Below are 13,787 nucleotides of genomic sequence, written 5' to 3'. Positions count from 1 at the left end.
CATGGTAAACTGCGGCCACATTCCGGCAAGCACCCCGTACCATGCTCCCGATTGATGGCATCCTCCCAGAACTGACCCGCACACTGGCAAAGACCACCACCGCTTTGCTCCAGGCGCCGCCCGGCGCGGGTAAAACCACCCGGGTACCGTTGGCCCTGCTGGATGCGCCCTGGCGCGATGGCCGCAAAATCCTGATGCTCGAACCCCGCCGACTGGCGGCCCGGTCGGCAGCGCGGTATATGGCCCGGCAACTGGGAGAGGCGCCCGGGCAGACGGTGGGCTATCGCACCCGACTGGATACCAGGGTCTCAGGCACCACCCGGATCGAAGTAGTGACCGAGGGTATACTCACCCGCCTGATCCAGACCGACCCCATGCTGGAAGACTATGCCGCTGTTCTGTTTGACGAATTCCATGAACGCTCTCTGCAGGCCGATCTGGGGCTGGCACTGGTGCGAGAGAGCCAGCAGGCCCTGCGAGAAGACCTGCGCCTTCTGGTGATGTCCGCGACACTGGATACCGCGCCCATTGCCAAGATGCTGGGGGACGTGCCGGTGATTTCCAGTGAAGGCCGGGCGTTTCCAGTGGGTGTCCTTTATCGGCCCTTGTCCCGCAATGCCCGGATGGTGGATCACGTAACGGCGGTGGTGCTGGAGGTCCTGGGAGACCAGGCTGGCTCGGTGCTGGTGTTCCTGCCCGGGGCCGGTGAAATTCGCCGGGTGGCGCAACTGCTGGCGGGACAACTGCCGGCAAACGTGGTGCTGGCGCCCTTGTACGGCAACCTCAAGGCCGACGAACAGGACAGGGCCATTGCACCGGCACCGGACGGTGCTCGCAAGGTGGTCCTGGCCACTGCCATTGCCGAGACCAGCCTGACCATTGAAGGCGTGCGGGTAGTGGTTGATGCGGGCCAGCAGCGTCGGGCCGTGTTTGATCCCAACAGTGGCATGACTCGCCTGGTCACCAGCCGGGTGTCCAAAGCCTCTGCCGAGCAGCGTAAAGGCCGGGCCGGACGGATTGAGCCGGGGGTGTGTTACCGGTTGTGGAGCGAGTCGGAGCAGTTCGGCCTGGCTGAGTTCACGCCAGCGGAGATTCAGGAGGCGGACCTGGCGCCGCTGGTACTGGAGCTGGCCCAGTGGGGGGCTCGTTCACCGGATCAGGTGGCCTGGATTGATGCGCCGCCGCAAACCCACTGGCAGCAGGCGGTGGATTTATTGCAGTGGCTGGATTTGCTGGATGCTGACGGTGCTATTACCGATCACGGCAAGTCCGCCCGGGATCTGGGGCTGCATCCCCGCCTGGCCCATATGGTTATCCGGGGGCGGGCTCTGGGGTTTGGCCAGCTGGCGGCGGAACTGGCGGCATTGCTGGAAGAGCGTGATTTGCTGGGGCCAGGCTCCGGTGCGGATTTGCACGAACGGATCCGGATGGTTCGGGGAGAACGGCCACCCCGTGGTCTCGATACAGGCCGGTTACAGGCGGTGCGGCAGGCGGCGAAACGGTTGTGCCAGGAGCCGGTGTCCCGGAACGAGCCTGTTGCCACCGAGGTGGGCCGGGTATTAGCCCAGGCTTATCCGGACCGTATTGCCCGCCGCCGTTCGGGCGAGGCGCCGCGCTACCAGCTCAGTAATGGCAAGGGGGCGAGCCTGAGAGGCGATGATCCGCTGGCCCGGGAGGACTGGCTGGTGGCCGCGGACCTGGACGGTAAGACCCGGGAGGCGACGATTTATCTGGCGGCGCCAGTGGATCTGGGGGATCTGGAGCAGGACCTGGCTGCGCACATACAAGAACGGGAAGAAGCCCTCTGGGACGACAAGCGGGGCACAGTGGTGGCGCGTCACGTACGCAAGCTTGGCGCCCTGATACTGGCGGAAAAGCCGTTGCAACAGGTGGCCCCCGAACTGATCCAGCAGGGTTTGCTGGATGCCGTCCGTCGCAAAGGACTGGATCGGCTGACCTGGAACGAGGCCGCCCGCCAGTGGCAGGCCCGGGTGCAGTTACTGGCCACACAGTTCCCCGGTCACTGGCCGGATGTGACGGATTCTGCCCTGCTGGCCGGTGTGGAAAGCTGGTTGGCGCCGTTTATGGCCGGCATGCAGCGGTGGTCGGATCTGGCCCGGCTTGATCTGACATCCGCCCTGAACAGCCTGCTCGATTATCCACAGCAACAAGAACTGGATGAACTGGCTCCGAAAGCTCTGGCCATCCCCACCGGCCAGACGGTGACGCTGGATTACACGGCCGACAACGGCCCGGTGCTAGCTGCCAAGCTGCAGGCCCTGTTTGGCTGGACTGAAACACCGACGGTGGCGGGCGGCCGGGTGCCCGTGGTAATCCACCTCCTGTCCCCGGCCCAGCGCCCGCTGGCCGTCACGGCAGATCTCGCCAGCTTCTGGCAGAACGCCTATCCACAGGTACGAAAAGAACTCCGGGGCCGCTACCCGAAACACCCCTGGCCGGAAGATCCGCTTACGGCCCAGGCTCAGCAGGGAACGAAAAAACGCCCTGCTCGCTGATTCGTCCACTGATCAGCTGCACCGGAACAGGCTCAAAATAGAGGTTGCGAACGGTAATGTGCTGGCCGGCCGGTGCACCGAGTTGGTTCGCCGCCATTTCTTCCAGTGTGACTTCATCGTGTGGCGCCGTGCTGTCCTTGAAGCTGTCTGCCAGCACCCAGAGCGGTTTTTCCTCGGCCCTGGCCAGCAAGGCCAGCGGATAACTGCCCGCCTTGTTGAGAAAGTGGCCATCGGCCAGCCAGGTGTCACAGCCGCACAGCACCAGGTCCGCCTTCGGAACGAACAGCCCCATCTGGGCATCGGTGATCACCGTCACCCGAACGCCCAGTTCATCCAGTTCCCGGGCCAGGGTAAAGCCCTCGTTGCCTGGGCTGCTCTGGGTGCAGATTACCGAGAAGTTGCGGCCCTGCTGTACCAGTAAACGGAACAGCGCCAGCACCTGGGAGCTACGGCTGTGCGTGAAAATTTTGGCCCGCTCGGGAATCCGTGTCGTGGCGATTTCCGCCACACGCTGGTTGGCGGAGGCGATCTGCTCCAGAACCGAGTCCACCATGGGCAGCGCCTGTTCAGCCGCAGAAGCAACGGCCTGGTGGCCCACCAGGCCCGGGCGTACCCGATCAATGGCGTTGGCCAGCGGCACCATGCTGGGACGGGCTTTGGCAAGGTCGGTCAGTAGTTGTTCGAGTGCGTCCGTAGAGACTCCACCCGCGGCCAGCCATTGGCGCACCAGCGTCAGCGCTCTGGTTGCCAGCTGGGCGGCACCGGATTGGGTATCAGCGCGTACGGTTTCGATAATATTGCAGGCCCGGGAATCGGGTTCAGGGGTGCCCATGGCAGGCTCCGGTAAGTCAGCGAGTGATTACCGGAGCTTAGCAGCCCGTGGCCGTTACCGGATGATGGACCGGCTCTTTTCCAGATACACCGCGCCTTGCTCTTTCACGGTATCCGGGGCTGCGTGCTCGGAAGCCTTGTGTACTTTCTCCAGCCGCTCGGCAATGTCTTCCAGCTCATGGTCCAGTTTGCCCAGGGCATTTTCCAGAGTGTAGGTGAGCTGATGGACTTCGCTCATCGCCTCTGGTGTCAGATCACCGGCCAACACCTGCTCAAGCCGGTTGTTGTACTCGGAGAAATTGGCCACCGCCTGCTCCAGGGTTTTCGAGGGTTCGCCTTTGTAGTGATCGTACTCATCATCGGCGAAGGCCGGAAGGGTGAACAGCAGGGTGGCAGCGGCCAGCATCAGGTGTTTTGTCATGGTCAGTTCCTCATTAGTGATAACTAATGCGAATTATTGTCAGTATCATTAACTGTGACCATGAGATCGGTCAATTTACGCATAAAATAACCCTTGCCAGGGTTCCAAAGCTGGATAAAATGCAGCCAATTTTCACTCTGTGCGGCTGTCACCATGCACCTTGTCTCATTCAACGTGTTCCGTACCCTTGGCTTTCCCGACACCACTGTACTGAAGCCCGAGCATTTCCTTCGCCACAAGCCGCTGTTGCAGGAGGCGGACTGGGTACTGTTCCCGGAATACTGGCAGATCAACGCCCTGGTGCATGGCTTGAAGTGCCGGGTGTTCCCCAGTATCGCCAGTTATCGCATTGGTCACGACAAAGTGGAAATGACCCGCGCCTTTCAGACCGTGGCGCCGGAACACACACCCTGGACCTTGATTGAAGCCAATGGTCCACAGGAACGTGACATGCTGTGGGACACCATGGCCCTGCCTTTCGTGGCCAAACTACCCAAGGCCAGCATGGGCGAAGGTGTGTGGTTGATCGAGTCCCGGGCCGACTGGCTGAAGTATTGTGATCGCACAGACGTGCTCTACGTGCAGGAGTACCTGCCGATCGATCGGGATGTGCGGGTAGTCGTGGTGGGTGATCGGGTGGTGACCGCCTACTGGCGTACCCAGTCGGAGCAGGGGTTCTACAACAACGTCGCCAGGGGTGGCCAGATTGTGGCTGGTGATGTGCCGGCGGTGGCTACCGATCTGGCCCTGCGTCTGGCCCGGGAGCTGGAAGTCGACCATGCCGGATTTGATATCGCCCTGGTGGAAGGCTATCCCTACGTGCTGGAATTTAACCGTCTGTTCGGCAATCAGGGCCTGGGTCAGGGCAGTGATCTGAAAGATGCCATACTGGATTATCTGCAGCGCCAGAGTCGGCCCCAGGACCCGGATGGTCCCACCGAACCAACGCCGCTGTGGCCAATTGCGGTCTGAGGCAGAGACAAACCGGTCAGGCCCGAACGTCGATCATGCTGCCCACATTATCTGAGGGGTTGGCGCCGGCTGTCGCGACAGATGTTTCGGTCAGGCCTTCAAGCAACTGAAGTGCACCTTGTTGGGCTATGTCCATGGACTTTTTCAGAACGGCCAGTTCCGCCTGTTCCTGAACCCGTTGTTGCTTGAACTGGGTATAACTGGATGCAATTCCGGCAATGTCAGACACGCCAACCCCCTCTAGGGTTGATTCATTTGCAAACAGGCTAGCATGATCCCCTGAAAGTGTCGGTAGCTGTTAACCGACAGTAACAAGTTTTCCTGTCGCTGAACCCTGAATCAGAGGCACGCGTGGCGCACCGTTGACCGGTGCGTTTATGGGTATAACTGCGCATTTGCGGTGATTGGAAAAAGGCCCGATGATCGCGCCATTCACGGGTAATACAGCCAGTCTGTGCTACCCTTTTTTTATGCCCGTTTACCCTGTGGAGGGACACACCACCCATGATCCAGACGCCTAACGCCGATATCGCCGACTACTACAGTGCCGAGACTTTCAAGCGGATCAAGGACTTTGCCGACGGCAAGGAAACCCCGTTTGTGGTGATCGACACCCAGACCATTGACCGTCAGTACGAAGAGCTGGTGGAAGGGTTTCCTTACGCCAAGGTCTATTATGCGGTGAAGGCCAACCCGGCCCCGCAGATTCTGACCATGCTGCGGGACAAAGGCGCGAATTTTGATATCGCTTCGGTGTATGAACTGGACAAGGTGATGGCCCTGGGTGTGACCGGCGACCGCATCAGTTACGGCAACACCATCAAGAAGGCGAAAGACATTCGCACCTTTTACGAAAAGGGTGTGCGCCTGTATGCCACGGATTCCGAGGCAGACCTGCGCAACATTGCCAAGGCTGCCCCGGGCTCAAAAGTGTATGTGCGTATTCTGACTGAAGGCACCCTGACCGCCGACTGGCCGTTGTCCCGCAAGTTTGGCTGCCAGACCGATATGGCCATGGATCTGCTGATCCTGGCTCGTGATCTGGGCCTGGTGCCCTATGGTGTGTCGTTCCACGTCGGTTCCCAGCAGCGCGAAATCGGTGCCTGGGACGCCGCCCTGAACAAGGTAAAGGTGATTTTCGAGCGCCTTAAGGAAGAAGACGGCATTGAGCTGAAGATGATCAACATGGGCGGTGGTTTCCCGGCCAACTACATTACACGGACCAATGAACTGGGGGTGTATGCGGAGGAGATTGCCCGTTTCCTGCACGAGGACTTTGGTGACGACCTGCCCGAGATCATCATCGAGCCGGGGCGATCGCTGATTTCCAATGCCGGTGTGTTGGTCAGCGAGGTCGTGCTGATTTCACGAAAATCCCGTACCGCCCTGCACCGCTGGGTGTTTACCGATGTCGGCAAGTTTTCCGGGCTGATCGAGACCCTGGACGAGTCCATCAAGTTTCCGATCTGGACCGAGAAGAGCGGTGAAGGTGAGGATTGTGTGATCGCCGGGCCGACCTGTGACAGTGCCGATATCATGTACGAGCATCACAAGTACCCGCTGCCGCTGAATCTGGCGATCGGAGACCGGATGTACTGGCTGTCGACCGGGGCCTATACCACCACCTACAGTGCCATTGAATTCAACGGCTTTCCTCCGTTGAAGGATTACTATATCTGACCGAAGGTCAGTGAGGTATCTCAGAAAGGATCAGCTTGCGGGCTGATCCTTTTTTCGTTTCAGGTCCAGAGTGAAAGCCAGGGGTAATACCAGCAGGCTGTAGGCCACCATGGCCATCACGGCATGACGGGTGTCGCCAGTCCAGTCGGCGAGCAGGCCGCCGAGCATGGGTACCGAGAAGGCCATGGTATAGCCCACCAGGAAGGTGCCGGCAGACAGCCGTCCGGTTTCGGCGGAGTTCACCAGCAAAGGCGGCAGAGCCACCAACAGGATCAGCAGAATGCCGGCCACGAAGCTCATCAGCGTGGCGCTGGCAATGAACCACCAGCCTTCGAGCACCAGAGTGCCGGCGGTGCCGGCAATGCTGAGAACCGCCGTGACGACAATGAAGGTACGGCGGCCGACCCAGGCCCGTGCCATTTTCAGCATCACCAGCGAGGCAAAGACCTGGGCGATGTTGTACCAGAACAGGGCCTCGGACAGCAGGCCGATACGCCCCTGTTGTTCCAGCAGGTTACCCATGTAGGCGTTGAGGCCGAAGAACATGGAGCCGGAAAGCCCCAGCAGCAGGCCCAGGCGCAAGGTGAGCGGGTTTTTCCAGTCGGGCAGCCAGGCGGCTTTGCGTGCGGGCCGGGCCAGGTCCCGTTTGGGCAGAAACAGGGCGGCGACTACCAGCAGGGCCGGCAGCGACCAGGCCAGCATGGTGGCGCGCCAGCTGTTGTCCAGCAACGGCATAAGAACCGGCAGGGTAATACCGGCACCGATGAACTCACCCATGAGCATGCCGTTCATGTAGATGGCCGAGCCCAGAGCAATGTGATGGGGTTCGAGCCAACGCGGCAGCAGGGCTGGCAGCGCTGGCTGCATCATCGCCACACCCAGGCCCATGACGGCGCTGGCTATCATCAGGGTGAAGGTATCGGGCACCAGGCCACGGCCGGCGGAGCCGATGACCATGATCACCATGGCCAGTGCCAGGGTGTTTCGCGGGCCGATGCGGGAGATGGCCAGCGAACCGGGCATGGCGCCAATGGCCAGCATCAGGATGGGCAATGTGGTCAGGGCGCCGGTCAGTGCCTGGGTCAGGGCCAGTTCATCGCCAATGAAAGGCGCCAGCGGCGGGGCCACCAGTACGGGTATACGCAGGTAAACACCGGCCAGCCAAAGCAACACCGCCACCGGCAGCAATCGGGCTGGCGGTGGCGGTGTGGTCGCGGCGGTTTGAAATGCCACGGCGGAGCGAATCAGTCTTCGCTGGTATCCGGCAGGTAAGCACCGTCTTCGTCGTGCACTTCCTGGCCGGTTACCGGCGGGTTGAAGGCACAGATCAGGCGCATGTCTTCAGTGCCGCCGTAGAGCGTGTGCTGATCATGCTTGTCGAGTGCATACAGGGTGCCGTCGGTAATCTCGTGTACTTCACCGGTGGCTTTGTCCAGAATCTTGCCGTTACCGGCGACGCAATAGACGGCTTCCAGGTGGTGCTTGTACCAGAGGTTCAGCTCGGCGCCGGCGGGGATGATGGTCTCGTGAAAGGAGAAACCCATGCCATCTTTCTTCAGCAGCATGCGACGGCTGGTCCAGCCCGGGCCGTGAACTTCACGCTCGGTACCGATAATGTCTTGCACTCGTACGATTTTCATTCGCATTCCTCATTTTGTGATGGAATAGCCATACAGTATAAACATGCGGCTCAGGCTCGATTCAACCGCCAGTCGTCGTATGCCGCCATGGCCTGCTCGATGGCGGCGGCAAATTGTTCCCTCTGCTGATGGGTCAGAGCTCGCTGTTTCCGGCACCGTTCGAAGGCTTTCTGGATTTCCCGCCGGCTGGCTTTGTCGAGCTGTTCCAGCCAGTGATGGTCGGCTGGTTCCAGTTCCAGCAAATCCCGCCCGGCGTGGTTTCGCTGGCTGATATGCCACCAGTGATCCACCGCCCGCCCTAACACAACATAGCCGAACTGACTGTCCTGTACAGGCCCGAAGCTGGCGGTTTTCAGGCCGTCCTTCATGGGCCCGATGCTCAGTGCCGGCAAAACCAGGCGATCCCCGTAGAAGTAACTGCCGGCAGCGCCAATCAGCCCCCCGAGCAGGGCGCCGGTGCCCAGCGACGAGCCAAACGTCAAGGCATCAATGCCGGCACCGCTCACCGCTCCGGCACCAAAGCCCGCGGTGGCCAGGTAGCGCTTGCTGACCGCCCAGTGCTTGCGAGTGTCCTCGGAAAACAGATCGTGCTGGCTGTGCCATTGGAGTTCGGCTTCCTGGCGGCGTATGCGCTGATGCTGGTACAGGTGCTCGATGTCGATCCTGAGGGCCTGTTCCCGGTGGCGTTGGTGCCGGTACCAGCGATCCCTCAGGGTCTCGGCGAGGCTGGCATCGCTGGTTTCGGCGATCTGGTTAAGCGTCAGTGTGCGTCGTTCCTGATATGACATCAGGTCTTCCAGGGCTCGGGCAACCAGGCCAGCCGCCTGTCGCCGGCGCTGGCGGCGCTGTTCGGACAGGAACCGGGTGGCCCGTTCCAGCGGCGTCTCCCAGTCCGGTTCCAGCTGGCCGAAAGCCCGTAACAGGCTAAGATGTTGCTCAAACGGGGCGCGAACAGCGTCGAACTTGCGGACAACCTGAAAGAACTGGCCCAGTGCGGCCTGCCAGGTGTCGCTGTAATCGTCCTCACCAATACTGTTGATCAGCGCCAGGCTCGGACGCCCGGTCCAGCGCAGGATGGTCATTTCCGCCTCGTGCTCGGCACTGTAGGGCACCGAGCCATCCACCACGTAGATGATCCCGGCGCCTTCCACGATCGGTGCCAGCAATTCACATTCATCGACAAACCGGTCATCGCCCCGGTGCTGGAGCACAAAAGCCCGCACGGTTTCCGGGTGATCCGAGGCGGAAATGCTGTGGGCTTCCAGCCACTGCAACACCCGCCGTGGGCGCTGGAAACCGGGGGTGTCCACCAGGGTATAGAGTTTCTGGCCGTCAACGGTCAGGGGATAGTCCTGCCTGGCCCGGGTGGTACCGGGTTCCAGGGCAATGGCGATAGCGTCGTTCTGGGACAGGGTGGCGACGACACTGGATTTGCCCTTGTTCGGGTGGCCGACCACGGCGAATACCGGAGCATTGGTCATGGCTGCGCGCTCCCGGCCAGATAGGGGTTGGGCTCGCCGGTAGGCGGTAAGGCGACCGAGGCAAAGCCCGGAGCCAGGCGTTCGGTAAACCGAAGCCAGGGTTGAACCAGATGGCTCTGCGGCGGCTGGTTCGGGTTACTGGCCAGCGGCAGCAGGGTTACCCGGCTATTTGAGGGCCAGCGCTTGCGGGCGGTTTCCAGAAAATCGTGCAGCTCGCCGGTGGGTGGCTCCCAGCTGCGGGTGACGACAATGACTGCCGGATGTTTCTGGCTGGCCAGGTGGACGCCCACTTGTGCCAGTACCTCGTCGTCCTGGGCCAGAGTGGCCCGGCCTCCGGCCCGGAAAGTTCGGGAATCCGGTGCCTGCAGGCGTTGGGGCAACTCCGGTTCGCCGGCACCGGCCCAGCAGATCATCAGCGGGGTGTCCGGCAGTTGCTCTGGCCGGGCCCGGGTGCGGGTGTCTGGCAGGTCGGCGGCATCGTTGTGGCTGCTGCCGGTATCCAGGGTGGCGGTTTCCATCCGGTATAGCAGGGCCCGCATGCCGGGGTGGCCGGCCAGCAGGTGAGTGGCGCGGCGGCGCAGCAGAGCCTGACTGAGAATCAGCAGGAGCACACGCGGGATCACCGTCCAGGTCAGCCATAACATGACCACGAAAGGCCACCACAGGCCCCAGCGTGAAGGCTCAACTCCGGTTGTGACGGGAGCGGCGCGAAAGAACCGGGTTACCTCCACCAGCTCCAGGGATGGCACCGCGGAAGGCCACAGCCAGGACCAGGGCGCCGCCAGGGTGCTGACCAGATGGTGGTAGCCGGAAGCGGCGGTATCCAGAGTGGTGCTCCAGCCAAAGGCCAGGTCCTGGACCACCACCATGATCAGCAGCGTGGCCAGGCCGGCAAGACCAAAGGCAACGCCGCCGGCGTGGGCCGCCCGCGCCATCAGCAGTGGCTGGAGCCGGGCCCGGGTCGGGCTGGCGTGGTGCAGGTGCAGCCGTTTCAGCAACCAGCGCCAGGGTTGCCAGCCGATCATGGCCTGAACCGTGGTGGCCAGGGCCAGCAGTAGCTGGAGCAGCACAAACGCCAGAATCACGGTGATGTTGATGCGCTGGCCGCCGTCATAGAACAGCAGACCCAGTATGGTCACTATGCCCATCAGGCAGCCGGCGCCTGCGAAGCCGCTGGTTACCCGGCGCCAGAGTTTCAGTTCCCGACGGCCAGCCGTCACGGTGCCGCCGGGGCCGGACAGTCGATCCATGTGTGCCAGCCAGCGCGAAGGGCTGGGCTTTATTCCCTGCTGTTCGCAGTCCAGAGCAAAGCGCCGGTCCCGGCGGTGGAGAAAGGCGGGGGGCTGATCCCTGTCCCGCTGGACGCGGTCGTCAAAATCCAGCAGCAGACGAAGGGGGTTCGGGCTCATGCAGTGTCCTGATGCAAGTTCGGTCGTGGGTGCTTTGCTGTTAGCATATAGGCAATTACGATCCTGATACCAGCCAATGGACGCGCCATGCCCCATCACCTGATGAATCTGCGCCATGTACCCGACGACGAGGCCGACGAGATCCGGGCTCTGTTCGAGGAGCATGAGGTGCGCTACTACGAGACCCCGCCCAGCCGATGGGGCATCAGCATGGGCGGCTTCTGGGTTCAAGATGCGGACGAAGCGGCCCGGGCCAAGGCGTTGCTGGACGATTACCAGCGCCAGCGTTTTCAGAGCCAGCGCCAGGCTTATGAACAGGGCCTGGCCCGCGGCGAAATCGGCGGCATCGGCTCCATGTTTCGACGTTATCCGCTGCGGACTCTGGCGGCCTGCCTGGCCATCGCTGCAATTGCGGCAATCAGCTTGTTGCCCTTTGTCCGAGTAGGGTAGTTTCGCTGCCCGGTGTCTGGTTTTTCAGACAGTGTTCGGTCTGCCGGACAGTCTGCGGCCAGCGGCGATGCTGCGCGCGTGCCATGCCATTGCGCGCGCAACCGCTGTCCGGAATTCCGGAATAGCCCCCTCTCAAGTGCCAGTAATTTTTCATTTTTCTAAATATATTCATGGTCTTGTCCGGTTGGCACAGGATCCGCATGGGCCGTGGCGCCCATGGGGCCGATTCAACAACAACAAACAAGGACCGACCATGAAACGAATGATGCTCTGCACCCTGATAGGTGCTGCCACGGTAACGCTCACTGCCTGCAAGAAGGACGAGGTGTTCAACTCCTTGCCTGATTTCCTGGTGAGCGATGTCCAGCAGTTTGCTTACGATGGCAATACCGATGATCTTCTTACCGCTGGCCTGGGGCCGGAGGGTCTGGCCAGTGCCACACCACCGGCGTTTGTCGATGCCCTGAATCCGACACCGGCAGAGTTGCGCCGGCTGGCCATCTACAACAATTACCGGGCGCTGGTGGATACCGCACCCGGCGGAGGTTATGGCAGCCTGTTTGGCCCGGCCGTGGGTAACGCCAGTGGCCGAATTCCGGGCCAGGAATTCATTGCCCTGATGCAGGTGCCGGGCGCCACTGTGCCGGTGACGGTAATGGCCCAGGTGCCCGACAGCTTTGATCCGGATTTTCCGTGCATGGTAACCGCGCCCTCCTCGGGTTCCCGCGGGATCTACGGCGCCATTGGCACCGCCGGGGAGTGGGGCCTGAAAAAGGGCTGCGCAGTGGTTTATACCGATAAAGGCACCGGTACCGGCGCCCATAACCTCGCCACAAACACCGCCCAGTCCGTGAACGGAACACTCACCATGGAACCTGAAGAAGCCTTGTTCCGGGCAGATCTGGACGCTCAGAGCCGGGATGATTTCAATAGCCAGTGGCCGGATCGCTTCGCCTGGAAACACGCCCATTCCAAACAGAACCCGGAGGCAGACTGGGGCCGGCATGTGTTGCAATCCATTGAGTTCGGCTTCTATGTGCTGAACACACTCCATGGCCGGGAACTGGGTAATGGTGAAACTCTCCGGACCATCAACCCGAGGAACACCCTGGTGATTGCCTCCAGTGTTTCCAACGGCGGCGGAGCCTCGGTGCGGGCGGCGGAACAGGACGAGAAAGGCCTGATTGATGGTGTGGCGGTGTCTGAGCCCAATGTGAATCCGGCTGTGGACCGGCGTTTCAGCATTCGTCAGGGCAATGGCCCTGCACTGACGGAACACAGCCGCAGCCTGCTGGATTACACCACCGCGCTGGCGGTGTACCAGGGTTGTGCCAACCAGGCCCCCGGCATCCGCGATCTTGCCCCCCTGAACGGCATGTTCAACCCGCCGGCGACTGGCCAGAACATCTGCCACTCCTTGTTCAACAAGGGGCTGGTGTCTGGCGCAACCAAGGATGACTGGGCCCTCGATGCGCAACGGATCCTGAACGAGGACTTCGGCGTGCAGCCGGAGCAGAACCTGCTGGCGCCGGTGCATTTTGGCCTGGCGGTCGCCCAGAGCATTGCCATGACCTACGCCAATGCCTATGGCCGCGCGGGTGTTGAAGACCGATTGTGTGGCCTGAGCCTGGCGGCGACCGGCAGTGCCGGCGCGGTGGTGCCACTGGCGCCTGCTGCCGAGGCGTCGCTGTTTGCGGCGAGTAACGGCATTCCGCCCTCCGCCGGTGTCAATCTGGTCTACGACAACGCCGAGGGCCAGCCCACGAACCTCGCCGTTAGCGCCTCGCCCAGTTCCAGCCAGGTGGATTACGGTCTGGACGCCCTGTTGTGCCTCAGAAGTCTTGCCGAAGGCAGGGATGTGGTTACCGGCGAGCCCCTCGAGGGCGTTCAGGCTGAGCTGCACGAAGCCATTAGCCGTGGCATTTCAGCGGTGCGGGCCAGCGGAGACCTGCAGCGCAAGCCGACGGTGTTTGTCACCGGACGGGCCGATGCCATCCTGCCCATCAACCACACCTCCCGACCCTATGTCGGCCTGAACCAGGCAGTGGAAGGCCGCCACAGCAACCTGCGCTATTACGAAATTCTCAACGCCCATCACCTGGACGTGCTCAACGGCTTTCCGGGCATCGGTGACCGCTATGTGCCGTTGCATCACTACTACTTTCAGGCGCTGGATCTGGTGTGGGCCCATCTCACCGACAAGCAGCCGCTGCCGCCCAGTCAGGTGGTGCGCACGGTGCCCCGGGGCAGCCTGACCACGCCCCTGACCCTGGCGAACCTGCCGCCCATTCAATCCGAACCGGCGGAAGCGGACCGGATTGTCTTCACCGGTAACCAGTTGCAGATCCCGGACTGATTACCGACGGTTGAATGCCACCTTTGGAGGT

General features: G+C 61.8%; 12 protein-coding genes. 5 read left to right on the top strand and 7 right to left on the bottom strand.

The genetic code is table 11. The annotated features are described in order from the left end of the window. Positions 1-41 precede the first annotated feature (41 nt). A complete protein-coding gene (gene hrpB / locus Q674_RS24890) occupies positions 42-2,516 on the top strand; it encodes an ATP-dependent helicase HrpB (protein ID WP_023008104.1) in 2,475 nt (824 codons plus the stop codon). Here the strand turns inward: hrpB and Q674_RS24885 are convergent. Both Q674_RS24885 and Q674_RS24880 read right to left on the bottom strand, forming a co-directional pair. After that, positions 2,470-3,348 carry a translation initiation factor eIF-2B gene (locus tag Q674_RS24885; protein ID WP_023008103.1) on the bottom strand — a complete coding sequence of 293 codons (879 nt, stop codon included), beginning with the start codon at positions 3,346-3,348 and terminating at the stop codon, positions 2,470-2,472. The genes hrpB and Q674_RS24885 overlap by 47 nt on opposite strands. A gap of 54 nt (positions 3,349-3,402) precedes the next feature. Next, entirely contained in the window at positions 3,403-3,768 is a 366-nt protein-coding gene (locus Q674_RS24880; RefSeq protein ID WP_011783655.1) for a DUF6746 family protein, read from the bottom strand. A 153-nt stretch (positions 3,769-3,921) separates the two neighbouring features. On the opposite strand from Q674_RS24880, the gene Q674_RS24875 reads away from it, so the two are divergent. Then, positions 3,922-4,740 (top strand): ATP-grasp domain-containing protein, encoded by an 819-nt coding sequence (locus Q674_RS24875; RefSeq protein WP_023008102.1) that lies wholly within the window; start codon positions 3,922-3,924, stop codon positions 4,738-4,740. Positions 4,741-4,756: 16 nt separating this feature from the next. Here the strand turns inward: Q674_RS24875 and Q674_RS24870 are convergent, their stop codons facing one another. Next, the gene (locus Q674_RS24870) at positions 4,757-4,969 is read right to left on the bottom strand and encodes a YjfB family protein (RefSeq protein ID WP_023008101.1); all 213 of its coding nucleotides are present in this window, start codon (positions 4,967-4,969) and stop codon (positions 4,757-4,759) included. A gap of 275 nt (positions 4,970-5,244) precedes the next feature. Here Q674_RS24870 and Q674_RS24865 point away from each other — a divergent pair, with 275 nt between their 5' ends. Then, positions 5,245-6,420 carry a type III PLP-dependent enzyme gene (locus Q674_RS24865; protein ID WP_023008100.1) on the top strand — a complete coding sequence of 392 codons (1,176 nt, stop codon included), beginning with the start codon at positions 5,245-5,247 and terminating at the stop codon, positions 6,418-6,420. 30 nt (positions 6,421-6,450) lie between these two features. On the opposite strand, the gene Q674_RS24860 is transcribed toward Q674_RS24865, so the two are convergent. From Q674_RS24860 to Q674_RS24845, 4 genes are read right to left on the bottom strand one after another with little or no spacing between them, the layout of a single operon-like run. Continuing rightward, positions 6,451-7,653 carry a CynX/NimT family MFS transporter gene (locus Q674_RS24860; RefSeq protein ID WP_023008099.1) on the bottom strand — a complete coding sequence of 401 codons (1,203 nt, stop codon included), beginning with the start codon at positions 7,651-7,653 and terminating at the stop codon, positions 6,451-6,453. Positions 7,654-7,664: 11 nt separating this feature from the next. Continuing rightward, positions 7,665-8,060, bottom strand: a complete 396-nt coding sequence (locus tag Q674_RS24855; RefSeq protein WP_011783659.1) for an ectoine synthase — start codon at positions 8,058-8,060, stop codon at positions 7,665-7,667. Between the two features lie 50 nt (positions 8,061-8,110). Then, positions 8,111-9,541 (bottom strand): GTPase/DUF3482 domain-containing protein, encoded by a 1,431-nt coding sequence (locus Q674_RS24850; protein ID WP_023008098.1) that lies wholly within the window; start codon positions 9,539-9,541, stop codon positions 8,111-8,113. Next, positions 9,538-10,950 carry a DUF2868 domain-containing protein gene (locus tag Q674_RS24845; RefSeq protein WP_023008097.1) on the bottom strand — a complete coding sequence of 471 codons (1,413 nt, stop codon included), beginning with the start codon at positions 10,948-10,950 and terminating at the stop codon, positions 9,538-9,540. Before Q674_RS24845 ends, Q674_RS24850 begins: the two co-directional genes overlap by 4 nt. Positions 10,951-11,037: 87 nt before the next feature. Between Q674_RS24845 and Q674_RS24840 the strand changes: the two genes are divergently transcribed. After that, a complete protein-coding gene (locus tag Q674_RS24840; RefSeq protein ID WP_023008096.1) occupies positions 11,038-11,400 on the top strand; it encodes a DUF6164 family protein in 363 nt (120 codons plus the stop codon). Between the two features lie 253 nt (positions 11,401-11,653). After that, on the top strand, positions 11,654-13,756 hold the full coding sequence (locus tag Q674_RS24835; protein ID WP_031209778.1) for a 3-hydroxybutyrate oligomer hydrolase family protein: 2,103 nt from the start codon (positions 11,654-11,656) through the stop codon (positions 13,754-13,756). Positions 13,757-13,787 lie beyond the last annotated feature (31 nt).

The sequence above is a fragment of the Marinobacter sp. EVN1 genome (genome assembly GCF_000475375.1).
Taxonomy (GTDB): Bacteria; Pseudomonadota; Gammaproteobacteria; order Pseudomonadales; family Oleiphilaceae; genus Marinobacter; species Marinobacter nauticus.
The sequence above is the reverse complement of the archived record's forward strand: the minus strand, read 5'-3'. Positions and strand labels throughout refer to the sequence as shown.